Annotated in this window: 18 protein-coding genes and 2 pseudogenes; 3 read left to right on the forward strand and 17 right to left on the reverse strand. The window is 71.6% G+C overall.

Annotated elements, in window-relative coordinates; all coding sequences use genetic code 11:
* Window positions 1-77: 77 nt before the first annotated feature.
* The 5 genes from OG373_RS03195 to OG373_RS03215 form a co-directional block, all read right to left on the reverse strand.
* Window positions 78-947 (reverse strand): GyrI-like domain-containing protein, encoded by an 870-nt coding sequence (locus tag OG373_RS03195; protein WP_405435671.1) that lies wholly within the window; start codon window positions 945-947, stop codon window positions 78-80.
* A 264-nt stretch (window positions 948-1,211) separates the two neighbouring features.
* The gene (locus OG373_RS03200) at window positions 1,212-2,420 is read right to left on the reverse strand and encodes a PucR family transcriptional regulator (protein ID WP_405435673.1); all 1,209 of its coding nucleotides are present in this window, start codon (window positions 2,418-2,420) and stop codon (window positions 1,212-1,214) included.
* Between the two features lie 441 nt (window positions 2,421-2,861).
* A complete protein-coding gene (locus OG373_RS03205) occupies window positions 2,862-3,590 on the reverse strand; it encodes a DUF4328 domain-containing protein (protein WP_405435675.1) in 729 nt (242 codons plus the stop codon).
* Window positions 3,591-3,898: 308 nt separating this feature from the next.
* A complete protein-coding gene (gene abc-f / locus OG373_RS03210) occupies window positions 3,899-5,548 on the reverse strand; it encodes a ribosomal protection-like ABC-F family protein (protein ID WP_405435677.1) in 1,650 nt (549 codons plus the stop codon).
* A gap of 273 nt (window positions 5,549-5,821) precedes the next feature.
* Window positions 5,822-6,853: a hypothetical protein gene (locus OG373_RS03215; protein WP_405435678.1), complete on the reverse strand. Its 1,032-nt coding sequence runs from the start codon at window positions 6,851-6,853 to the stop codon at window positions 5,822-5,824.
* A 257-nt stretch (window positions 6,854-7,110) separates the two neighbouring features.
* On the opposite strand from OG373_RS03215, the gene OG373_RS03220 reads away from it, so the two are divergent.
* Window positions 7,111-9,852, forward strand: a complete 2,742-nt coding sequence (locus OG373_RS03220) for a M4 family metallopeptidase (protein ID WP_405435680.1) — start codon at window positions 7,111-7,113, stop codon at window positions 9,850-9,852.
* 75 nt (window positions 9,853-9,927) lie between these two features.
* On the opposite strand, the gene OG373_RS03225 is transcribed toward OG373_RS03220, so the two are convergent.
* The 3 genes from OG373_RS03225 to OG373_RS03235 form a co-directional block, all read right to left on the reverse strand.
* Window positions 9,928-11,118 (reverse strand): cytochrome P450, encoded by a 1,191-nt coding sequence (locus tag OG373_RS03225; RefSeq protein ID WP_405435682.1) that lies wholly within the window; start codon window positions 11,116-11,118, stop codon window positions 9,928-9,930.
* Between the two features lie 184 nt (window positions 11,119-11,302).
* Window positions 11,303-11,650 (reverse strand): peptidase inhibitor family I36 protein, encoded by a 348-nt coding sequence (locus OG373_RS03230; protein WP_405443917.1) that lies wholly within the window; start codon window positions 11,648-11,650, stop codon window positions 11,303-11,305.
* A 423-nt stretch (window positions 11,651-12,073) separates the two neighbouring features.
* The gene (locus tag OG373_RS03235; RefSeq protein WP_405435683.1) at window positions 12,074-12,913 is read right to left on the reverse strand and encodes an SDR family oxidoreductase; all 840 of its coding nucleotides are present in this window, start codon (window positions 12,911-12,913) and stop codon (window positions 12,074-12,076) included.
* Window positions 12,914-13,005: 92 nt separating this feature from the next.
* On the opposite strand from OG373_RS03235, the gene OG373_RS03240 reads away from it, so the two are divergent.
* Complete coding sequence (locus tag OG373_RS03240; RefSeq protein WP_405435685.1) at window positions 13,006-13,377, forward strand: winged helix-turn-helix transcriptional regulator; 372 nt, start codon at window positions 13,006-13,008, stop codon at window positions 13,375-13,377.
* A 195-nt stretch (window positions 13,378-13,572) separates the two neighbouring features.
* Here the strand turns inward: OG373_RS03240 and OG373_RS03245 are convergent, their stop codons facing one another.
* The 9 genes and pseudogenes from OG373_RS03245 to OG373_RS03285 form a co-directional block, all read right to left on the reverse strand.
* Window positions 13,573-14,139 carry a CAP domain-containing protein gene (locus tag OG373_RS03245; RefSeq protein WP_397736601.1) on the reverse strand — a complete coding sequence of 189 codons (567 nt, stop codon included), beginning with the start codon at window positions 14,137-14,139 and terminating at the stop codon, window positions 13,573-13,575.
* A 334-nt stretch (window positions 14,140-14,473) separates the two neighbouring features.
* A pseudogene (locus OG373_RS03250) lies at window positions 14,474-14,725 on the reverse strand (helix-turn-helix domain-containing protein); the annotation flags it as partial.
* Between the two features lie 12 nt (window positions 14,726-14,737).
* Complete coding sequence (locus OG373_RS03255) at window positions 14,738-15,511, reverse strand: glycosyltransferase family 2 protein (protein WP_405435687.1); 774 nt, start codon at window positions 15,509-15,511, stop codon at window positions 14,738-14,740.
* Window positions 15,512-16,371: 860 nt separating this feature from the next.
* Window positions 16,372-17,970, reverse strand: a complete 1,599-nt coding sequence (locus OG373_RS03260; protein WP_405435689.1) for a TROVE domain-containing protein — start codon at window positions 17,968-17,970, stop codon at window positions 16,372-16,374.
* A 322-nt stretch (window positions 17,971-18,292) separates the two neighbouring features.
* On the reverse strand, window positions 18,293-19,453 hold the full coding sequence (gene galK, locus OG373_RS03265) for a galactokinase (RefSeq protein WP_405435691.1): 1,161 nt from the start codon (window positions 19,451-19,453) through the stop codon (window positions 18,293-18,295).
* The gene (gene galT, locus OG373_RS03270) at window positions 19,450-20,493 is read right to left on the reverse strand and encodes a galactose-1-phosphate uridylyltransferase (protein ID WP_405435692.1); all 1,044 of its coding nucleotides are present in this window, start codon (window positions 20,491-20,493) and stop codon (window positions 19,450-19,452) included. The genes galK and galT overlap by 4 nt, the downstream gene beginning before the upstream one ends.
* A gap of 13 nt (window positions 20,494-20,506) precedes the next feature.
* Window positions 20,507-20,794, reverse strand: a pseudogene (locus tag OG373_RS03275) (hypothetical protein); the annotation flags it as partial.
* A gap of 126 nt (window positions 20,795-20,920) precedes the next feature.
* Window positions 20,921-21,736 carry a sugar phosphate isomerase/epimerase family protein gene (locus OG373_RS03280; RefSeq protein ID WP_405435694.1) on the reverse strand — a complete coding sequence of 272 codons (816 nt, stop codon included), beginning with the start codon at window positions 21,734-21,736 and terminating at the stop codon, window positions 20,921-20,923.
* A 23-nt stretch (window positions 21,737-21,759) separates the two neighbouring features.
* The gene (locus tag OG373_RS03285) at window positions 21,760-22,671 is read right to left on the reverse strand and encodes an SCO6745 family protein (RefSeq protein WP_405435696.1); all 912 of its coding nucleotides are present in this window, start codon (window positions 22,669-22,671) and stop codon (window positions 21,760-21,762) included.
* Window positions 22,672-22,876: 205 nt separating this feature from the next.
* Here OG373_RS03285 and OG373_RS03290 point away from each other — a divergent pair, with 205 nt between their 5' ends.
* Entirely contained in the window at window positions 22,877-23,341 is a 465-nt protein-coding gene (locus tag OG373_RS03290; protein ID WP_405435698.1) for a hypothetical protein, read from the forward strand.
* Window positions 23,342-23,458 lie beyond the last annotated feature (117 nt).

The raw sequence follows: 23,458 nt of genomic DNA on the forward strand, positions 1-23,458 counted from the left end.
GGGCCGCGCCCGGGCATGCACCGCCCGGGCGCGGCTTCGGCCCACCACCCCAGAGCCGGTGGGCACACCGCGGCCGATTACGCCGGTTCGACAGGCAGCCACAGTTCGCAGGTCGCGGTGCTGAAGTCGGCCGCGCGCTCGAGGACCGCGACGATCGAGGGACCCGGCCGCAGCCGCCACGAGTTGGAGGGGAACCACTCGGTCGCGGTCGCGGCCCAGGTCGTCTGCAGTACCTGCGGATGCGGTCCGGCGGTGCGGAAGACCGCCCACCTGCCCGCCGGCACCTCGATGGCGTCGAGGTCGTCCGGGGCCGACGTGTCCTGCGAGACGGCGACCCCGTGCAGGTAGGTCAGTTCGCTCCCTTCGGTCCCGTCGGGGTCGAGGTCGTCGCAGACTTGCAGCAGGCCCCCCGGTTCGGTGTCACCGAGGGCCTTCAGCCGGAGATGCTCCTCCGGCGGCAGTGCGGTGATGTGCTGCTGGATGTGCGGATTGACGCCCTGATGGATGAGCGGAACCCGGGCTGCGTGTCCGACCAGGCGGAACGCGGGGCGATCGACGAGGCGGGTGTCCATGGGGATGCTCCCTTCGACGGTCAGGCGGATCCTGAGCCGTGGTTGTGTGCGCAGGGGGCCTCCGTCGCGGCGTACGTCACGGGGACCGATGCCGTGGACCGCGCGGAACGCGCGTCCGAACGCCTCGGTCGAGCCGTACCCGTACCGGACCGCGATGCTCAGCAGATCGTCCTCGCCCCGGACGACATCGGCAGCGGCGACGGTCATCCGGCGCCGGCGCACGTACTCCGACAGCGGCATGCCGGCCAACGACGAGAACATCCGTCGCAGGTGGTACTCGGTCGTGCCGAGCTCCCCGGCCAATCCGGTGACGTCGAGCTCCTCGGCGAGGTGTTCCTCGACGAGATCGACAAGCTGGTTGAGTGCCGAGATCACGGGGGCCTCCTTTCGGTGTCAACCCTGCCTGGCCGGACCCCGGCCGGACCCGATCGTTGCGATCCGATCCGATCATGCGCCTGGGCCCTTCGGTCCGGGTGGACCTCGGGGCGCTCGGCCGCGCCCGCGCGGCGGACCGGAGGACCCAGGTGGCCGGCCCGTCCTCGCGCGGGGTGCGCAGCGCCCGGTCGCGCGGCTCCGCCCGGTCGCCCGGCTCCGCCCTTTCGCGGGGCGGAGCCGGGCGACCGGGCCGGACTCCTCGGGTCACAGGCCGTTGACGCGGGCGATCCTCTCCACGACCAGCGGCGCGAAACTGGTCGTGATGGCGCGGCCCGCCCTGCGGCCCAACCGGGAGTGCTGGAACCGGACCTGCGCCAGCAGTCGGCGGCTGCGCAGCGCCATCTCCAGCTCGAACCGGGTACGAGGGTCACGCAGCCCCGCCCCGAAGAGCTTCTCCAGCTGCCGCATGCGGTACCGCACGGTCTGGGGGTGCACGCTCAAGGCCTTCGCGGCCTCGGGGGCGCCACCTCCTTCGAGCCAGGCGAGGAGGGTCACCTCCAGCCGCTCGCTCTGACGTGGGGTCAGTCCGGCCAGGGGCCGTAGCGAGTGGGCGGCCAACGCACGGGCGAGCGGTTGGTCCTGGAGGAGCAGCAGCGTCGAGAGGTGGTCGTCGACGAAGACGGGCCGGGTCTCCACACCTGGGCGGACCGGGGTGAGGGCGAGCAGGCGCAGGGCCCACCGCAGGGAGGACGCGGTGTCCGTGAGGGGAACTTCGTGGCCGACGGCCGCGAGGCGGCCGCGCAGCGGGACTTCCAGCGACGCGCGGGGGTCCGGGTCCGCGCTCGGGACCAAGAGACAGGGCTGGCCCGCGAATACGCCGGCGAGAGAGTTGTCGAGCACGGCCGCCAGCTGCTGCGTCTCGCCGGGCGTGGCCAGTACGACGGCCCGTACGGCTGGTGGCAGCGGCCAGCCGGCGGCTTCGGCCAGCTCGGAGAGGGACCGCTCCGAGGCGGCCCTGGCGTCGGTGAGCGCCTTGAACAGATCCTGGCGTGCCCGTTCGGACGGTGCGGCAGACCCGTACCAGTCCGCGGCGGCGCCGTCCGTGGCGCCGCGGCCGTCGTGGCGCCCGACTACCGGGCCGGTGTTCCGTACGACCTCCGGGGCGAACCGCGGGCTTTCCTCCTGTGTGTCGTCAGGTCCGCCCTCGACCACTCGGTCCGGACGGGAGTGGCCGCTCGGGTTCCGGCTGTCGGGTTGCCGGTAGCCGAGGGCGGCGCACAGTGCTCTTTCCACCGAGTGCCTGAGCCCTTCGTCATCGATGCTGTCGTAGCCGTCGACATGTGCGGTGAGAGCCGGAGTCCCGTGAAGGAGCTCCTTCACTATCTCGTCGGCCAGCACGGGGAGCTCCCTGCGTATGACCCGGGTCCACTCGCCGCGGGGGCGGGACCAGATGCGGTTCAGGAGTTCGCACATCGTTTTCCTCGTTCATGCCGGGGTGAGGCCTGTCCGGTGGGAAGGCAGGAAGCCGGCCGCAGGACATCTGCATCGTCAATCTTCTTGCTGGACAGTCGGGTTGATGCCTCGGTTCTGCCTCATGAGGGCTTCGGTTCCTGCGGTCTTCCCTCAGCCGTGCCTCGTTGCTGTCGTCGGAATACGGGGTGACAGGCGGCAGCGCCGCGGCCTGTCATGAACCCGTCGGAAGAAGATCTTCCGGATTGTTAGATGTGCCGAGACACGCTGCGGGAAATTATCACTTTTCGACAAATCCTGTGAAGATGCTGTGTGCTTCCAGCATGCTGCTCCTCTCGTCCCGAGCCGAGGTGATCCCTCCGTAGCCGCGCAGAGCCCCCGGTACCCCGGCGTGGGCATGGTCAGCGGTCGACCTGCTCCGGGCCCGCACCGTCCAGGGGCTCCCTACACCGCTGCGACGACGGGCCCATGCGCGGCCCTCGCGTGCTGCATGGCCGTCAGCCTGCGGACGAAGAGCACCGCGAGGACGGCAGCGACGATGTCGAGGACGTCACCGGCCAGCATCGTCGTCACGGCGTCCCGCACAGCCTCAGTGGTCTCGGCACGGCTGTAGGACGTGCCCCCGTACCAGGCGAGGATCTTGGCGAGCACGAAGGCGCCCCACCAGAGGTTGACCAGCGTCAACCGGTACCGCCGGGAGTGTCCTTCAGCCCCGGAGGGCACGCTCGAAACCCAGGTGGTGACGGCTATCCGGTACGGCAGCAAGAGGTTGGCGAGCGGTACGAACCAGGCGCCGATGGCCCAGCCGCGCCGGAGTTTGTCCGCGCCGGGGGCGAACACCTCGGCGTTCGTGCGGACCCGGTGGAACCAGATGATGAAGACGATGCCGGTCACGATGGCGACCTGGCCCTGGATCATGCCGGCCCTGCCCGTCAGACGGTAGCCGTGCTCCAGCTCGGCATCGCCGACCGCGGCAGAATCCGCCAACAGCCGTTCCATGAGCGAGCGGACGTTCCAGTCGGCGTACACGGCGAAGGCATCGACCCCGATGACCAGAGCGAACAGCGCGGTCAGCGCGACGGCCAGCCCCACGGGCGCGCGCAGCCGTACACCCTTCACATCGGGCGCGGCATACGGGGACGGGGTCGGCGGACCGACCGGAGCTGCGGACATGCGGAAGAACCCCCACGGGTGCCGAACACGAAAAGGCGCGCCCGACGGGGCGTGCCGGGAAGGAACCTACGCCAGCCGCCCGGTCCGCGTCACACCCGTTTCCCCAGGTCAGGGCGAACAGCAAGCCCCACTGCCCGAACCGGCCCGCCGCAGTGATGCAGTCGCACGGCGCAGTCGCGACCAACCTCCGGCCGGACAGCCGAAGGGCCTCGTATAGAAGAAGCGCCGGCGGCAACCCGGCAACGCCCGGGGAGTGCAGGAGCCCGCCGCCCGGGCGGGCTCGGGGCGGGCGGGGCGGGGGCGGCGGGTCAGGGGCTCCTTCGGCCGTCGCGCAGTTCCAGGCGCTCGCCCGGGAAGCGCCGGCAGAAGCCGCGGTCGTGCGAGACCGCGACCACCGCTCCCGGGTACGCCGTGAGCGCCGCCTCCAGGTCCTCGACCAGGTCGAGCGCGATGTGGTTGGTCGGCTCGTCGAGTACGAGAAGGTCCGCGGGCCGGGTCACCAGGATCGCGATCTGCAACCGCCGCTGCTGTCCCGCCGACAGCGCCGTGACCGGGACGTCCAGGTCCTCCTCACGGAACAGCCCCAGCGCCAAAAGCTGTTCGGCGTACTCCTCCGGCAGCCCGGGCCGCCCGGCCGCGAAAGCCGCGAGCAGCGGGAGCCGGGTGGAGCGCGCCGGCAGTTCCTGCGCCAGGTACCCGATGCGGGCCGGCCGGCGTACCGCTCCGGCGTCCGGTTCGAGGTCGCCCGCCATGACGCGCAGCAGCGTCGTCTTGCCGGCCCCGTTCTCCCCCGTGACCAGCAGTCGCTGTCCTGGCGCGAGGGCCAACCGGCCGTCCAGTCGCAGCCGTTCGCCGACCGTCACCCCGTCGAGTTGGGCGAGTGGCACGTCGGCGTGTTGCCCGGCTCCGGCCGCCGCCGGGGCCGCCGTGAACCGCAGGGGCTCGGGAGGCGCCGCGACGGGGTTGCGCCGCAGACGCGCCAGCCGCTCCCGGACCGCCCGCACCTGCCCTCCGAGCTTCGCCTCGTGCGCGCGACGGTGCTTGCCGAAGCCCTGCCGGGGGTCCTTGCCGGTGGTGGCCATCCGTTGCGCCGCCGCCTGGAGCAGTTCCTCGGTGCGTGCGAGCTCCTGGAGCCAGTCCGCGTACTCCTGTTCCGCGCGGCGGCGGGCGGCGGCTTTCGCCGCGCGGTAACCCGGCCAGCCGTCACCGTAGCGGTGCACCGTGCGCGCACCGCGGTCCACCTCCAGGATCGTGGTGGCGATGCGCTCCAGGAAGCCGCGGTCGTGGGTCACCGCGACGACGGTGCCCCGATGGGCACGCAGGTACTCCTCGAGCCAGCGCACCGCCGCGGCGTCGAGGTGGTTCGTCGGCTCGTCGAGGAGGAGCAGCTCGGGTGCGGCGGCCAGCACGCAGGCGAGCGCGAGCCGTGACTGCTCGCCCCCGGAGAGCGAGCCGAGGAGGCGGTCGCGGGTGATCCCGGCGAGCCCGAGGCCGTACAGGGCGGCGTCGACGCGGGCGTCCGCCTCGTATCCGCCGCGTTCCTCGTACGCGAGCAGCAGCTCGCCGTAGGCGTCGAGTTCGTCCTGCCGCGCCCCGGCGAGACTTTGCTCCGCCGCACGCAACCGACCTTCCATGTAGCGCAGTTCGGCGAGGGCGAGATCGACGGCGTCCTGCACGGTGCGGTCCGGGTCGAGGTCGAGGGTCTGGGCGAGGTGGCCGGTACCGCCGGGGAAGCCGACGGTGATCTGCCCGACGTCCGGCGCCTCGGCCCCGGCGAGCAGCCGCAGCAGAGTGGACTTGCCGGAGCCGTTCTCACCGATGACGGCGGCCTTCTCACCCGGCCGGACGGTGAAGGAGACCTGGTCGAGGACGGTCCGAGGGCCGTAGGACTTGGTGACGTCCTTGACGGACAGCTGCCCGACGGCAGCGGGCACGGCGGTATGGGCGCGTTCGCGCATGTGACTTTTCCTGGGGATGCGAAGGGTCTACGGGCAGCAGAAGCGGCGTGTGCGCCGTGCCCGGACTCAGACGAAGTAGAAGAAAGCCATGCACCCACCATAGCAAGACGATGCGTCTCGTCTCAACCGAATTAAACGGGTCCGTCCCTGACCGGCGCCGACGGAGCGGACACTTGCCGACATTCCCCTTCGGGGCGGCAAACCGCCGCCCCGAACGGACCCCGCGATCCGGGGAGACCCCGGGCTCGGGTCGGGAGGCTCCGGCCGGCCCCTTCAGGGGGCGGACACCGAGGTGCCCACACCTGCACCGGTCGGCCCCTTCATCACCGCGCCGGGTCCGGGTCCGGCACCGCCGGATCCCGCGAAGCGCCCTCCCCTCGCTTCGGGCCCGCCGTCCGGCTCGGGGCGCGGTTGCAGCCAGCCGCGGATGGCGGCCTGGACGCCGGCCTGGAAGCGGGTGTCGGCGCCGAGTTCCTCCAGCATGCGGGTGATCCGCCGACGGGCGGTGTGCACGTGCACCCCCAGCCGACGCGCGATGGTCTCGTCCTTCAGGCCGGAGGCGAGCAGCCCGAGCAGTTCCCGCTCGTCCGAGGTGAGGGGGCTGCCGGGACTGCCGACGGGGGTGGCGCGCGCCCACAGCGACTCGAACAACGGCAGCGCCGCCCGGTGCAGCAGGGAGTCGCCGAACACCAGGGCCGCTCCGTCGGATCCGTCGTCGTTCCCGGGCGGCGGGGGCAACAGGCAGGTCCGCCGGTCCACGAGGACCAGGTCAGTGGGCAGGCGCCGGCCGATCCGGGCCTGGAGGCCGAGTCGGGTGAGGGCGATCAGCTCCCTCGCCCGGTCCGGGAAGTCGGTGCCGCGCCGGTCGGTGACGGTCCGTACGGCGACGCCGCGCGCCAGCAGGCGGCTGATGCGGTCCCGGACGACCTCCCCGGCCTCTCCGGCTTCCTCGCAGCCGGGCGCCGCCTCCGGTGTCTGCGCCGTGCGGTCGAGAATCAGCACCTCCGTCTCCGCAGCGTCGAGCATCGCGTCGAGGCGGGCCCCGACCGCTTCGACGCCTGTGAGGATCTCGATGCCGGCCGGGGGTTCGGGGGGTGTCGGGGGCTGCGGCGGAAGCCCGTGGGCCAGCCGCTCGGCGTAGGAGCGCAGGGACTTCAGGTCCGCCGACTCCTGGTGCAGCAGGGCCTGCCGGCGCTGGATGAGTACGCGCAGCACGGCGGCCGGGTCGGCGGCCGTGTGGATCACCGGCCTGATGTCGTCCTGCGTGCGGGCGGGAGTCCGGTCGTGCGGGTCGGTTTCGATCATGACGGGGATTTTGACCGCCTTCACAGAGCCCCCACAAGTGTGCATGGCCACTTCTGAGGGGGGCTCGGCTCTGGTCGGGAGCCGCCCGCGGCGCTTGCATGGCGGCGACTCACAGCAACGCATCAGGCACTCATGGTTGAGGAGACCCCTTGTCCGAGTTCAGCGCAGGTTCGTCGGCGCCCACCCCTTCCGTACGACGGATATGGCGGAAAGAACTCCGCTCCGCCGGAGGAATCGCGGTTCTGCTGGCCGTCGCAATGACCTTGCAAGCGTCGCCGGCCTGGGCCGCAGACCCCGGGCCCTCGAACGCCGTCCCCGGCCAGGACACCGCGACCCCGGTGCTCGTCGAGGGCATACGTGAGCCCGTGGATGCCAAGGCCGCCCCGGCCGACGCGGCACGCCAGCACCTCGCCGCGAACAAGAGCCGCTACCGGATCCCCCGCGCGGGCAGCGACCTCGTCCCCCTGGCGGCGACGGCCACCGGGTCCAAGGACGAGACGGTCCGGCTGCAGCAGAAGCACCGCGGTGTCGACGTCCTGGGCGGCCAGTACGTCGTGCGCATGCAGAAGCAGGACGGCAAGCGCGTGGTCACCGGCACCTCGGGGCACTACTTCACCGCCCTGAGTACCGACGTCACCCCCCAGGTCGCCGAGGATGTCGCGGTCCGCCGCGCTGTGGCCGCCACGGCCCGCCGGCTGGGAGCGGCCCTCGGCAAGAGCCAGGCGCCCCGTTCCGAGTCCGGTGATCCGGCGGCCACCGGCATGACCGGTGAGGCCAGGGGGCTGGTCGTCCTGCCCAAGGGGGCCGGCGTCCTCGCCTACCGCGTCACGGTACGCGGCACCGCGCCCGGCACCGGGGCTCCGGTCGTGGACGAGGTGTACGTGGACGCCCGCTCGGGCTACCCGGCGCTCCAGTACAGCGCGCTGAAGACGATGGCGGCCCCGGCCGCCCGGACGGCCGGTGAGGCCGCCGAGGGCCCGACGGCGGACGGCCCGCCGGCCGCGCCCGCGAACCTGGTTCCGGAGACCGGGTCCGGGGCTCGGCTCAGCGGCGCCGCGACCTCGCTGGACATCGCCTACGACCCGGCGGCCGGCAACTACCTCCTCGCGGACGCGGGACGCATGCGCGCCACCACCAAGAGCCTGCTGGCCACCTGGGACGCCCGCGGCAAGTCCGTGTCGGAGACCTCCGGCAGGTGGCCCGCCGGCCTCACGATGTTCTCCTCCCCGAACACCGCCTTCGGCGCGGCGGCGACGGATTCGGGAGCCGTGGACGCCCACTGGAACGCGGGCCAGGTCTTCGACTTCTACAAGAAGAACCTCGGGCGCGACAGCCTCGACGGGAGCGGCGGTGCCGTCAACTCCCTGGTCGGCGTGACGTACTACGGCCAGCCCTACGCCAACGCGTTCTGGGACGGCACCAAGATGGTCTACGGCATCGGGGACGCCGAGTTCAAGCCGATGTCGGCCGACACGGACGTCGTCGGCCACGAGATGACCCACGGGGTCATCGAGCACACGGCGAACCTGGTCTACGCGGGCCAGTCCGGCGCCCTGAACGAGGCCCTGGCCGACTACTTCGGCAACGCGATCGACGTCACCGCGAGCGGGACGCCGATGAGCGCTCCGACCGCCGGCCTGATCGGCGAGGACCTGTGCCGCACGAAGAGGGCCGCCGACTGCGCCCTGCGCGACCTCAACGACGGGGCCACCACCTCGAAGAGCTTCCTGGGCGTGTCGTTCGCCACCGACAACGGCGGCGTGCACCTGAACTCGACGATCTTCTCCGGCGCGCTGTGGGACATGCGTGAGGACCTGGGCGGCGAACTGGCCGACAAGATCGTGTACAAGGCCGTCACCGAGTACATGACGCCGATCGACGGGTTCACCGAGGCCCGGGGCGCGGTGCTCGCCGCGGCCAAGGCGCTGGGCGCCACCTCCGGCCAGCAGAACGCGGTCAAGCGGTCGTTCAACGCCCACGGCATCGTCCCGGGCTGGGAGCTGGCCCTCGGCGTCGACACCGACACCCTCTTCGGCAAGCTGAACACCATCGACTCCGGAGTGGGTGCGGGCGGCGGCTGGTGGACGGCCGCCAAGTCCAACGACGACGGCTCCGAGCCCTACTCGGTCTACGCCGGCCGCCTGGACGGCAAGGGCGCCCCGAAGGTGATCAGCCCCAACGACGGCCGCTACCACACCGCCCCGGCGACCGACGGCAAGACCGTCGTGTGGACGGCGTACGGCCCGACCTCGGTCGACATCCTCTCCCGCCCCGCGGCGGGCGGCCCGATCAAGACCCTGCACAGCTCGATGACGGGCGTCGCGGGCCTGCGGGTGGAGAAGAACACCGTCGTGTTCGAGGAGTACGACGTCCTCGGCGGCCGGCACGTCGGCTACATGCGGCCCACCGACAAGGCCCCGGTCTTCACCGACGGACGGAAGTGGAACACCCTGACCGCCCTCCCCTCCATCAGCGACAACAAGATCGCCTACGCGAAGCTGTACCCGCAGGACGGCACCTACCGGCTGGGCGTCGAGGTCGTCGACCTCGCCACCGGCAAGGCCGTCATGACCGAGCAGCTCGACGAGCCGGTGAGCCTCGGCCAGACCGGCATCAACGGCAAGAACGTGTTCTGGCTGGCCGACACCGACGAGAGCGACGGCGGTCTGACGTCGGTGATCAGCTCCGGCCTGGACGGCCGCGGCGCCTTCATCCTCAGCAGCGAGCACAAGCCGGGCGCCTTCATCGCCTCCGACCTGACGGTCTCGCAGGACGCGCTGACCCTCGTCGCCCGGACGCCCGACACGCGGTACCGCAACGAGTCGCTCTCCAAGCTGTGGCAGCTGACCACTGACGGCTCCCGCCGCGAGCGGGTCTCCTGCAACCGCGGTGAGCAGAACTACCCGGCGGCCGGCGCGGGCCGCCAGGTCGCCTGGCTGGACGCGACCACCGGCTCCACGGACCTGGTGGTCCGCGAACGCCCGGCCGGCACCTGCTGACCCCTACCCACGAGCGACGGGGCCGACGGCCATGCCGCCGGCCCCGTCCGCGTGCCCGCCCCGTGCCGGGCAGTCCTACGTGCGCGGCCGCGCGGTCTTGTACTCCACTGGCAGCTCGAGCAGGCCACGGGCACGCAGGGACGGTCGCCACCGGGGTTCAGGCTCGGCCAGAGTCAGGCTGCTGAACCGCTCAAGGAGTGCGGCCAGCGCGATCTCGACCTCGGCCCGGGCCAGCGGTGCGCCCAGGCAGTAGTGGATGCCGTGGCCCAGTGCCAGGTGCCCGGAGGCGTCGCGGTCGACGTCGAGCTGCTCGGGGTGGGAGAAGCGGGCGGGATCGCGGTTGGCCGCAGACAGCGACAGCAGCACGGTTTCCCCGGCAGGGACAGGTATCTCTCCGATAGTCACGTCCTCGGTGGGGAAGCGGCGGATCGCCAGAAGCGCCGGCCCCTCGTAGCGCGCCAGTTCCTCGACTGCCTGGGGCAGCTTCGACGGGTCCGTGCGGAGGCGTTCCAGATGCTCGGGATGGCTCAGGAGTGCGTGTACGGCATTTCCGATGAGCTGGACGGTGTTCTCGTATCCGGCGCCGAGGATGAGGAAGGCGAGCGACGTCAGTTCGTCCTCGCTGAGCCGGTCGCCGTCGTTGTCGCGGACCGCGATCAGGTCGGAGAGCAGGTCGTCGGCAGGGTGCTGGCGCTTGTGCGCGATGAGCTCGGTGAAGAAGGCGAGCATGGCGCCGATCGCCTGCTTGGCGGCCTGTGGGCGGCTTGGGTCCGGTGCGATCAGCTCGTCGGTCCATGCGCGGAAGTCCTTGCGATGGTTGTCCGGGATCCCGAGGAGGTCGCAGATGACGGCGATCGGCAGCGGGGCAGCGTATGCGGCGATGAGGTCGGTCCGGCCCTCCGTGCCGAGCACGTCCAGCAGTCCGTCCGCGGTCCGCCGAATCGGGGCGCGCAGCGCGTCCACGCGGCGGGGCGTGAAGGCGCGGCTGACGAGCTTGCGCATGCGGGTGTGGTCGGGGGGATCCATGTTCAAGAGGTTGGCGTCCAGGGCCGGCGGCAAGGACAAGCCGCGGTACGAGCCTTCCGCGGCGTTGGTCCTGTCGAGGGAGAGCCGAGGATCCGCAAGGGCTGAGCGCACGTCGTCGTACCGGGTGACAAGCCATGCCGGTTCGCCGGTGGGCCCTGCGATGCGCTGTACTGGCGCAGTGTCACGCAGGTGCTGGTACGCATCGTGTGGGTGCTTCATGAGGTCGCCCTGTAGATCCATGGGATCACCCTAGTTTGTCGCTTCGGCCGGGCAACGGCCCCGCCGAAGCCGGGACATGAGCCCAGGAGAAGTGGTGTCTCGTTGGGCTGTCGGTGGTGGGGATCGGAGCTCATGGGTGTGACGGCGGCCCGTCCTCCCCGAACATGAGAACGGGCCGCCGCTCGCGAGACGCAAGGCGTGGGACTCAGCAGTCCCAAGTGTGGGAACGCAAATAGGTGCCCACACCCGACAGGTTGAGCTGGCTGCCCTTGGCGAGGCAGAACATCTTCGTGCCGCCGTAGGACGTGGCCGTGTACGCGGCCACGGGAGCCCCGGTGGTGCCGTTGTTGAAGACGGACTGCACCCGGGTACCAGCCGCCCACCCACACACGATGGTGCCGTTCGTCCAGTCCGGGTCGTCGCCAGACCACTTGCACATGGAGCCGCCGCCGTTGTCGCCGGTCCAGGCGCAGAAGTGGCCCTCCGGGCAGCTTGACCAGGCCGAGGCTGCTGCGTTTGCCGGGGTCGGGAGGAGAGCCGCACTCACTGCCATTGCGGCGGCTCCGATGAGCGCCGCCTTTATACCCAACTTCACTACCAAGACCTCCTTGTCCTGCACCGGGACGCCCCGTTGGCACCCGGTGGCCGTTCGGGTGACGAAGGTATGCAGAGCGCCGAAGGGGTGGCAGAGCGCATGGATGTGGCGCGTGGGGCACCTGGGGGCGCTGAGGTGTAATTGGTGCGCCCCCGGCACCACAGCTTGGCCTGTTCTTGTACGGGGGCTGGGTGATCACCGGGCGGCGGCTGCTGGCAACGGACCTCCGGCGCAGGACGCGAGCACGACTCCGTCAGGTCGCGCCGGCTCTCGAGTTGGCCGGTGCTGGGAGTTGCAGGCAGGCAGCGGTGGTGCTGTGGGGTCGCCCCGTACGGCCGTAGTCGCACGGGGCGGACCCGGGCCCTTCAGGTGAGTTGTGCCTCAGCGAAAAGCGGCGATACTGCGGGCGACCCAGTCGTTGAAGGGGCGCGGGGCGCGGCCGAGGACTCGTTCCACGTCCGGGCTGATCCGCAGCTCGGCGGCGTTCGGTGCGGCAATGATGTCCAGGGTGTCGTCAGCGAGCTCCGGCGGCACGAACCGGGTCATCGCGGCCCTGGCCTCCGCGCGGGTGAGTTCGTGGAACCTGACCGGCGAGCCGAGCGCGGCGGCGATGGCCTCCGCCTGCCGGCGCGGCGTGATCACCTCGGGCCCGGTCAGTTCGAAGACTTTGGCGGTGTGCCGCTCGTCCATCAGGCAGGCCGCCGCTACCTCGGCGATATCCGCCGGGTCGACGATCGGAACCCCGACATCGCCGAAGGGTGCGGCGACCGTCCCTTGCGTGCGGACGGACTCCGCCCAGGCCAGGGCGTTGGAGGCGAAGCCGCCCGGCCGCAGGACGGCCCAGTCCAGGCCGGACTCTCTCAACGCGTCCTCCACCGCGCGCATCGCGATCCGCGACTGGCCGAGCGGCCTGGTCGCCACGCCCTGCGAAGACAGCAGAACGACCCGGCGGACCCCGCTGGCCGCAGCCAGGTCGATGATGTCGGCCGGCCCGGCTGCGGGGGCGTGCAGGTCGCCGGACAGCAGGAGGAACAGCGCCTTCGCCCCGTCCAACGCGCGGGTCAGGCCCTGCGGCTCGGCCAGGTCAGCCGCCACGTGCCGGACCCCGTCCGGCACCGCCGCCGCATGCCGCGACACCGCCGTCACCTGCTCGCCCGCCTCGGCCAGGGCCTGCGTCAAAGGCCTGCCCACATTCCCGGTAGCCCCGGTCACCACGATCATGTTCAGCTCCTAGTCCGTTGTGCGCTAAGGCACTTGACGCTAGGAGGCGGGCTTACTTTTCGTAAGAACATACCCAGAGGTAAGCTCCTTACATGAACGAAGGCGCGCAGCTGACACCGGCCGAGGCGGGCCATCGCTATGAGGTGTTTCACACCGACTGCCCTGCGCGTGACGTGGTCGACCACGTGACCGGCAAGTGGGGTGTCTGGGTGCTGATCTCCTTGCGGAGCAACGACCTTCGGTTCTACGAGCTGCGCGACAGCATCCAGGGCATCAGCGAGAAGATGCTCGCTCAGACACTGCGCGCACTGGTCCAGGACGGCCTGGTCTGGCGGGAGGTCGAGCCGACGACGCCTCCCCAAGTCACCTACGGGCTGACTGAGTTCGGCCAGGACATCGGTGAGCCACTCACGGACTTGTTCGACCGGATCACACAGCGACTGCCGCCGCGCAGCGCGGGATAGTGCGGTAGCGGTCGGCCGCCGGAAGGGCGTCGGCCTGCTTCAGGCGTGCCCTCGCCGCCCAAGCAGCCGAGTCGGGGCGAAGCCGACGGCTGTCACGTCCCCGGCGAGGTGGAGTCCCGCTATGCCGTGCTGATCCCAAGGATGTCCTCGCCGGGCCAGGGTGCAGTACGAACCGTGGCTCCGGACCCCACCGGTTCACTGCTGGCAGCGCCCGAAGGTCACGACGTACGTGCCGGCCTGGCTCGCGCCGGCCCCGGCCGGGTCAGCCGAACCCGGCTGGGCCCAGGCGCCGATCTCTCGCATCGACGGGTCGAGGATGATCTGGCGGTGACCCCACGTGCTGACGTTCATCCACCAGTTGACCGCGGCATTCGGGGTCCCCGAGCCGCCCCAGCCGGTGTACGTGATCTCGGCGACGGCCCATGACCTGGGGTTCGGGCAATAGCCCGCGGCTTTGATCCGGCTCTGCGGTGTCGAACCGGTCTGCGGGTTGCGGTGCGAATCCTTACCCGGTCCCCACCACTTCAGCTGTACGGCGGCGGCGGAGTGCTGCTGCGCCGCAGTTGTCAGTGCCTGGTTCGTGGTGAGGGCGGGCAGACCCCTCTGCGTGCGCTGGTTGTTGATGAGGCATACCAGTGCATTCCGTACGGCGCTGTCGTTGCTGCTGTTCGGAGCTCGGGCAGCGGCCGCCGCGTCGCACGCGACGGCTGTCGCCGGTGCTGCCGATATCGGTACCAGTGCGGCCGACAGGACTCCGGCCACAGCGAGACTCCGTGCGGCTCTGATGAACGAAGCGTGCCTGCTCAAGGAGGTCCACCTCCCGCGAACACGAACAGTAATTTCCAGCGGTGGAGGCGCCACGTCGCGCAAGTGGCGGCACGTGGCACTGCCCGCCGCTACGGTTCCTCCTCCAGGCTGCCAGCCGGCGCGCCGACCCGCCATCCAGGCCCCGGGCCGACTTACCCGAGGGGCCGCGGCGGGAACTGTCGTCCCTGCTGGATTCGCTGGACGCCCGTTTCAAAGCGTGCATGTTCCAGGACGTCACCGGACTGTTGTCGCTTGCAGGGTCTTTGGTGACGAGCACCTGGAATTCGGTGGCGCTGAGGCCGGTGAGCGCGCGGAACTCGCGGGCAAGGTGAGCCTGGTCGTGGTAGCCGCACATGGCAGCCGTCTCGGCCCGGGTGCAGCCAGGTGCCGATGCGGGGGCGAGGACGTTCTGAAAGCGCAGGATCCGGGCCACGCTCTTTGGAGGAAGCCCAACCTGGTCACCGAAGAGGAGGTCGGGTGGCCCGGGGGCGGGGTCCGGTCGGGCACCCCCGGAGACCGTCGCGCACCAGGCTTCCCGCACCCGTGCACGGATCTAGATGCGCGAGTTGCGCAGCGACTGCCACACAGCACCGGCCAGCGCCCGCGTCGCCCGCGGGACCGACAGATGCTCGTGCTCGCGGTACAGGGCCCAGTTGTATTGCACGAGCGACAGCTTGTTGGAGGACAGCGACCCCGCCCGGTGGGACCTGTACACCGCAAGCGGCTCAGCCAGGCCCCGTGCGTCAGCGCCGTCCCGCATGATGCTCAGCCACAGCGCGTAGTCCTGGCGCTTGCGCATCTCCGGCATCAGCCTCGTGCCCAGCACATTGCGGTCGTACATGGCGGTGAGAGCACCGATGTGGTCTTGGACCAGCATCGCGCGGTAGTCCACGTGCTCCCGCGCACGGACCACCCGCCCGTTCGGGACCCAGTCGGTGCTCTCGCCGTCGTGGTCGGCGTCCATCTTGAAGTACGAGGTGAACGTCAAAGGCGCATCGCCTTCCGCGGCAAAGGCCAGCTGCTTCTCGGTCTTCTCCGGAAGCCACATGTCGTCGCTGTCGAGAAAGGCGACGTAGTCCCCGCGGGCCCGCTCGATCGCGAGGTTGCGGGCCCGGCCCGCACCGCCCTGTTCGGGCGCCGACTCCGGCAGGACGCGCTGGTCCTGCTCGGCGAACTCGCGGAGCAGGTCCATGGAGCCATCGGAGGACTGGTCGTCGGTGACCAGCAGCTCCAGGTCGCTGTGGGTCTGTGTGAGCACCGATCGAACGGCTGCGCCGAGGGTGGCTGCCGAGTTGTACACGGGCATCACGACAGACACCAGGGGCACAGCGCTTCTCCTTACCGGACCAGGAACGACGGTCCATTCAAGCACCGCAATCGAGGAGGAGCTGCCAGATCATCGCCTCCGCCCGGGAACGCCGCCCCAACGGGCTGTCCGGGGTGTTCGCCGTAGGTCACGGGCACGGGTGCGGCCGGGGCAGCCTTTGACCGGCCGGACATGCGCCTTCAGGCCTTCGTCAGTCGGCTGCGCCTCCCGTATGTGCCGGACCCGGTCGAGCTCGCGGGGCGGAAGCCGACCGGTCCGGCACATCCCAAGCTGTTCCGTGGGAAATTTCGCCGGCCAGACCGGCGGCATGCCGGAATGATCCGTGCCGTGAGGTTGGAGCGGGATGAGGCGATAGGTGCGATCGAGGCGTGGCCGGCGCGGGAGCGCCTGCTGGCTCTGGGGGCACACCGGTGGACGCCGGACGTGCAGGTGTCCGGCACTGAGGAGCACCCCCTGGGCCGGCTGGACCCTGACCCTCACTCCAGCGCCCGGCCGGCCACCTGGCGAAGGCCCTGATCCGACTCGGGCTTCTGGGGTACTACCGCGAACTGGTGCCCGGGGAGGAGCAGGCACCGAGCGTGCTTCCGGCAAGAACTCTTGAGAGAGCAAGACTCCGGCGACTCGGCCTCCTGACCTCCACGGACCAAGCCGAGGTCCCGTTGACCTGCTCACTGAGCTGGAATGCCTCTGCCGCGGGGCCGGTTCCAGCGCCAGCAGCGGCCGCAGGCGCTGGGGTCGGGCCGTGCCGTGCCGTTGGCCGACGCGCAGTGGGCGCGGACGGAGCGATGGGTCGTCATCGTTCCGTCGGAGCCGGCAGGCCCTGCTATCGAACCGCCAGCAAGTGGGCCGAAAGAGAGCTCCTAGGCCGTCCATGGCCATCGGGCCTCGCGGCCGGCCTCGACGAGGCCGATCATCCGGAACCCGGCGTCCGTCAGGCCGCCGAAGGTGTGCCGGTTGGGGCCGCCGGGGCCGTGGGCGGGCTGGTACCCCGCCAGGTTCCAGGTGTAGACCGGGACGTCCTCCGGGACCGGTTCGGTCGGACCGCGGCGCCCTCGGTGCGGGCCCGTCTGCTCGTCAGTGACGATCAGGACCCTCTCGTGGCCGCGGTAGTGGGCGCGTACCGCCTTGGCGGTGTCGGTGCCCCCGAGGTTGTTGAACCGTTTGAGTACGTCGAGCACCGGCTCCCCTGACCGGAACGGCACCTGCGCGCTCGACGACCCGAACTCCACCAAGTCAGCCTCCTCGGCGCGCATTGCCAGCGCTGTGCCGAAAACGGCCGCGGCGTCCGCCCGGGTCAGGGTGGACCGCTCCGAGACGTTGTCGTGGAACATGGACCACGACCGGTCCACCAGGATCAGGGTCCGGCCGGTCAGGGCCGGTACGTTGGCCAGCGAGTGGCTCAGCGCCACCTCCAGCCGCGCCGACCAGCGCACCGAGGGTGCGTGGCGGTGGGCGGCCAGGTAGCGGAAGGGGAACTGCCGGGACCGGGCGACCTCCTCGGCATCCGAGATCCGTGCGGCGACTCCGGCCGCCGCCTCGTCCGAGATCCCGGCCCCGTCGAAGTTGCGCAGGTTGCGCAGCAGCGCCATCGGTCCCATCGAGGGAATCACGGCTTCCCAGACGGCGGCGTCCATCGGTCCCTGGAGCCAGCCCGCCAGGGCCTCCCAGGTCATGCCCGCCGCGGCCAGCCGCTCGGCGCCGTCCGGCCCTGTGACCACGGCCCGCCGCTCGTCCGCCGGCAATTCCATCAGCGTCCGGTGTGCGGTGAGCAGCCGGTCGCCGGGTGGCGGCGCCGCGTCCTCCGGGTGATGCCGGCGGTCCAGGGCATGTCGGAACAGCTCGCCCTGCCAGGGCTTGGCCGGGTCCGGTGTGGCGTGGACGAGGTTGAGGACGTCACCGAAGCGGAAGGCCTTGGACGCGGTGTCGTACTTCAACAGGGAGCGGGAGGAGTACAGCCGCCGCACCGCGTCGGCGATGCCCCGTTTCACGGGCTGTGGGACGCTCCGCCCGTAGGCCGAGGTCCAGTGGGCGAGCAACTCGCCCGGTTCGTCGGCGCGCTGGAGCACCGAGTCGATGACGGACCGGTTGGACGGCCCCACGCAGGACCCGGCGGCGAGCCGTGCCCTGACGTACGCGGCCGCGCCGATCAGGGAGGCCGTACGCATGTTGCCTTCGCCTCGGAGCCAACGCAGCAGGCCGGCCGTCCATACGGGGTCCTGGAGGGCGAGTTCACCAACGAGGCGGGTGTACCGCTCGTCGCGTTCCGGGCCGCTCTCGTAGAAGGTCCGCTGGGAGACGAAGTTCCCCACGGCCAGGAGGAAGAGCTCCTCGCGCGGCTCCCGGACGAAGCCGGGTCCGCCTTCGTAAGTGAGCGGGTCCGCCCCGGTGCGGTGATGGTGGGACCACGGATCGGACGCGGTACGGGCCGCCGCGGCGGAGACGTGCGGGGCCACGAGCATCTCGGACCATATCTTCGACGTGCGCGGGGTGTGGCGAGGCAGGGAATCCCCCCGGATCCAAGGGCAATGGGGAGCCACGTCCGAGGCGTCCGACGGATCGGAGGGACGGGCGGGGCAGGCGCCCGCGCCACCCCGAGATCAGAAGTGGCCGCGGCGTCACTTGGTTTCGGAAGGAAGTAGCCGCAGCCGAGCGCATCGGGGGACGCGGTCGCGCCGTCACACTAGGCAGGCCCGCGCCCCGTGTGCCAGTCAATTAAATGACCGGGTCTCCCGTCCGTCCGGCCCGGCAGGCGTGACCAGGGCAAGATCCGGAAGAGACGGCCTAGGCGAGGCGGGTGGCGCCCGGGGACGGGGCGGCCGGTGTGATGTGGGGTGGGGCGAGGTCCGCGCGGCGGAAGGCCTCCGTCACCGCGCGCGTCACCGTCTGCTCGGCCTCCGCTTCGATCAGGGCCAGGGCGGAGCCGCCGAATCCGCCGCCCGTCATCCGGGAGCCGTACGCGCCCGCCGCGTCGGCCGTGGCCACCGCGAGGTCGAGCTCCGGGCAGGACACCTCGTAGTCGTCCCGCAGCGAGACGTGTCCTTCGGTCAGCAGCGGGCCCGCCTCGCGCAGTCGGCCGCCGCGCAGCAACTCCTCGATGCGCAGCACCCGTTCGTTCTCGGTCACGACGTGCCGGACCCGCTTGCGCTGCACCGGGTCGTCCAGGCGGGCCAGCGCCCGCTCCAGTCCCTCGTACGGGATGTCGCGCAGGGCGGGCAGGCCGAGGGTCTGGGCCGCCCGGTGGCAGGAGGCCCGGCGCTGGGCGTAGGCCCCGTCGGCCAGTGCGTGCTTGACCCGGGTGTCGATGACGAGGAGGCTCAGGCCGGCCGACGCGCAGTCGAACGGGATGCCGCGCTGTTCGAGGGTGCGGGTGTCGAGGTGGAGGGCGTGTCCCTCGGTGGCGCATGCCGAGGCCATCTGGTCCATGATCCCGCAGGGGACGCCCACGTACGCGTTCTCGGCGCGCCGGGCGAGTACGGCCAGTTCGGGCCGGGTGAGCGGGATCTCGTAGAGGTCGGTCAGCGACAGCGCGGTGGCCACCTCCAGGGCGGCGGAGGAGGACAGGCCGGCGCCGGTCGGTACGTCGGACCGTACGTACAGGTCGGCTCCGCCGACCGGAAGTCCCGCGTCCAGCAGGGCCCATACGACCCCGGCCGGGTACGCGGCCCATCCCGATGTGCCCCGCGGAGGGCCCGCCGGGTCGAGACCCGCGAGCTCGAGGGTGACGGCGCCGGAGGGGGCGTCGGCGGAGTGGACCCGCAGGATCCCGTCGGTGCGCCGGGCGGCGGCCACCTCGGTACGCTGCGGGAGGGCGAAGGGCAGCGCGAAGCCGTCGTTGTAGTCGGTATGTTCGCCGATCAGGTTGACCCGGCCGGGGGCCGCCCAGACACCCTCGGGCGGATACCCGTACAGCTGCCGGAACTCGTCCTGCGCCGTGTCGCTCACGCGCTCGCCACCTCCCGCAGCCGCGCGGCCGCGTCCTCGGGCCGTACATCGTTCATGTAGGCCTCCATGCCGGACTCGGTCCCGGCCAGGTACTTCAGCTTGTCCGCGGTCCGGCGGACCGTGAAGAGCTCCAGGTGGAGCGCGAAGTCCCCGCGGCCCTCGCCGGTGGGGGCCTGGTGCCAGGCGGAGATGTACGGGGTCGGCTCGGGCCGGTCGAAGAGCCGGTCGAAGCGGCGCAGCAGCTCCAGGTAGACCTGCGGGAACTCGGCGCGGGCGGCGTCGCCGAGGGCGGGGAGGTCGGGGACCCGGTGGCGCGGGTAGAGGTGGACCTCGTAGGGCCAGCGCGCCGCGTAGGGCACGAAGGCCGTCCAGTGCTCCGTTTCGAGGACGATGCGGGTGCCTTCGGCGCGTTCGGCGGCCAGTACCTCGTCGAACAGGTTGCCTCCGGTGCGCTCGCGGTGGTCGGCGACGGTGGCGAGCATGCGCGTGGTGCGCGGGGTGACGAAGGGGAAGGCGTAGATCTGGCCGTGCGGATGGGCGAGGGTGACGCCGATCTCGGCGCCCCGGTTCTCGAAGCAGTAGACCTGTCGGATCCCCTCGCGGGCGGAGAGCTCGGCGGTGCGGTCGCTCCAGGCCGCGAGGACGAGCGCGGCGCGCTCCTCGTCGAGCTCGGCGAAGGAGGTCAGGTGGTCGGGGGTGAAGCAGATGACCTCGCAGCGGCCCGTGTCGCCGGCGAGGGAGGGGAACCGGTTCTCGAAGACGGCCACCTCGTAGTGGGGGGCCGGGATCTCGCTCGCGCGTTCCTCGGTGGAGGGGCACAGCGGGCACGCGTCGGCGGGCGGGTGGTAGGTGCGGCCCTGCCGGTGGGAGGCGATGACGACGTGGTCGCCGAGCAGCCGGTCGCGCCGTACCTCGGAGCGGGTGACGGAGGCCGACGTGGCGAGCGGGCGGGTGTCGGGGAAGGCGCGGGGGGAGCCGTCGCCGGTGTCGTAGTAGAGGATCTCGCGGCCGTCGGCGAGGCGGGTGCTCGTGCGCTTCACGTGGGGAATTGTCTCACTCGAGGGTGACGACCGTGGTGCGGCCCAGGTCGGGCCGGTCGCGCAGAGGAAGTTCGGTGCCGGGGCGCTCCAGTTCGAGCACGATGATCTCGTTCGTGGTGGTCCCGGTGTCGGCCGCCGCGTGCCAGAGGGGTCCGGGGGCGTAGAGCGTGCGCTGCGGGCCGCGCGGGGTGTCGTAGTGGCCGAGGAGGAAGCCGTTCAGCCAGACCAGGCCGGTCCCCCAGCCGGACATGTCGACGAAGGCGTCGGCCGGCCCGTGCGTGGTGAGGTCGTGGGTGAAGCGGTGGAAGGCGGGCCGGCGCGCCTCGGCGGGATGCGGTGCCGACGTGCGGAGCGACGCGAATGACCCCGGGGGGGCCGGGTGACCCGGAGGGGGACCGGTCCGTCATCGTGCCCGCATGAGCAGTTCCTAATCCTCTCCAGCCCCCCGGGCGCTGCGGGGCCGCTCCTCCACCAGCCCATGCAGGTAGGCGCGGCCCCGCGCGAGCAGTCCGGACAGGTCGGCGGCCGCGGGGTACCAGCGCTTTTCGTACTCCCAGCAGAGCCAGCCGTCCCGCGGTACGGCGGCGACCACCTCGGCCAGCGGCAGTACCCCGGCGCCGAGCGCGACGGGGGTGAGGTCCCGCGCCGACCGCACGTCCTTCACCTGTACGTAGCCCAGGTGCGCGGCCATGGCCCGGTACGAGGCGGCCGGCGGCTCACCGCCCAGCCAGGTGTGCAGTACGTCCCACAGGGCGCCGACACCCGGATGCGCGACCCCGCCGAGCACCCGGGCGACCGCGGCGCCGGTGCGGTGCGAGTCGTGGGTCTCCAGCAGGATCCGTACCCCGTGGCGCTCGGCGAACGGCGCCGCGGCCAGCAGCCGGCCGACGGCCCGGACATCGTCGCCCTGCCCGGGCGGGTCACCGCCGCCGGGGAAGACCCGTACGCAGGGGGCCTCCAGATCGGCCGCGAGCCGGACCAGGGCGCGCAGTTCGGCGAGGACCGGCTCGTCCGGGCCCGGTGCGGCCACCCGGGCATAGCCTGCGACGGCGAGCACGGCGACCCCCGAGGCGGCCAGCGTCCGCAGCGCGGCGGAGCGCTCGGCCGCCGCACTGTCCGTGTGCAGGGGTTCCTCGGGGTGGGCGCGCAGTTCGAGGCCGTCGAAGCCGTGGGTCGCCGCCAGGGCGGCGCTGCGGTCGAGCGGCGCGCCGGGCAGGCCGAGTGTGGAGAAGGCGTACTTCACGGAGGTTCCTCGCGAGCGGCGGATCAGCCCTCGTAGTCGTACTTCATCCCGATGCCCAGGGTGCCCCGGGTCGGGAGGATCGCGGCGCCGACGATGTCGAGGACCGGCGGCAGCAGCAGTTCCGCGAGCCGGGCCACTTCCTGCGGGGTCAGTGCCGACCACGGGCCCGAGGCGAGTTCGTCGGTGAGTTTCTCGACCTCGGTGCGCAGCGCCAGACCGGCCGCGGTGGCCGCACCGTCACCGTCGCGGTCGCCGTCCTCGGCCAGCAGGCCACGGGCGGCGAGCCTGCCGCGGGCGGCCTGCCATGCGTCGGCGGACCACTGGCGGCTCTCGAACCACTCCGCCGGGGCGGCTCCCACACCCGACTGCAGGACCAGGGACTCGACCGGGTCGAGGTGGTGGGCCTGGAGGGCTGCGAGGTGGCCGTCCCCGCGGTGCTCGCGCAGGATCGTCGCGGCGTGCCAGAGCACGGTGTGCGGTGCCTCGGGCCAGGGCAGGGCGGCGTTGGCGGCGGCCAGCGGGCGTCCGCCGGTGGTGACGGCCTCGGCGGCGCGCCGGGCGAGCCGGGCGGCCTCGGCCAGCTCCGGGGAGGCGGTGCGCTCGCCGAACAGGGCGTGCAGAGCACGGTCTGCGGCAACCGCCCGGGCCGCGAGCACCCGGGCGGGCGGGGCGGTGTGCCAGGACTGCGCGAGGTAATGCTCCACCATGCGCGGGCTGAAGCTGGAGAAGAGGGCGCTCACGAGCCCCGCGCCGGCCGGTCCCAGCGGTGCGGCCCGGTAGGCGAAGTACATCGGCCACCGGTCGTCGGTGGCGTACCCGAGCCCGCCGGCCTCCTCGTAGGCCTCGGGCGCGAAGTAGACGACGGCATGGACCGGTTCGAGCAACTGCCACAACTTCCGTACCGTGCCCGGTTCGTGCGCGCTGCTGTACGTCATCCCACCTTCCCCCGAAGTCGGTCGCTTCCCGGCCCAACAGGGGGCAGCCCAGGCCGTCCTCCCCGGATCCGGCCGTGGATTTCGGCGGGCGGAGGTCCGCGATTTCGACGGTGGTCCGCGTGGAGCAGGCGGCTCGGCGCTCACGGCCCCGGGCGAGACGGTCTGCGAGCTGTCCGGTCGATCATGAGGTGCGTACTCCTGGCTCGTGATTGATCACGGTATTGCTCTGCCCCACTACCGCCTCCATGTCGTTCCTGCCGTCGTGGCGCTGGCCAGCCCGACATGGCAGCGAGAGGTGTGGCTCGATCCGGATCGGTTCGAGGACCTCGACTACACCGTGCATGTGCTTTTCGGCGACTTCTGCGATGCGGACAATCCGTCGCCCTGGCTGGGGCAGTGCCTTCGCAGCGAGGAGGAAGTTGAGCTGATGGCAGGTATCGGTACCGCCTACAGCGCGGTGCGGGACTCGGTCGGCGCCGCTGCCCGCGACGAGGCTTATCTGGACTCACCGGGCTGGTCTGCTGTCGTCGCCGCGGCGGCCCGGTTGGCCCAGGTGCTGGTGTCCAATGATCACTCGGCGTTGAGCAAGCTGCATGACGCCGGCTACCGCTGGCCGCTCGGCGCCGAGCCGGTTGCGTCCGAGACGGATGACCAGCACGGCGAATCATGACCGCGCAGGAATCGTGTGCCGGATACCCCGACGCCGCACGTACTCGCGGCAGGAGCCGGCCGTTGCTGTATCCCTTGTCTGCCGCGACGCTGTCGGGCCTTTTGCGGGGCCGGCCCG

Source organism: Streptomyces avidinii (assembly GCF_045161815.1).
GTDB classification, from domain to species: Bacteria; Actinomycetota; Actinomycetes; order Streptomycetales; family Streptomycetaceae; genus Streptomyces; species Streptomyces avidinii.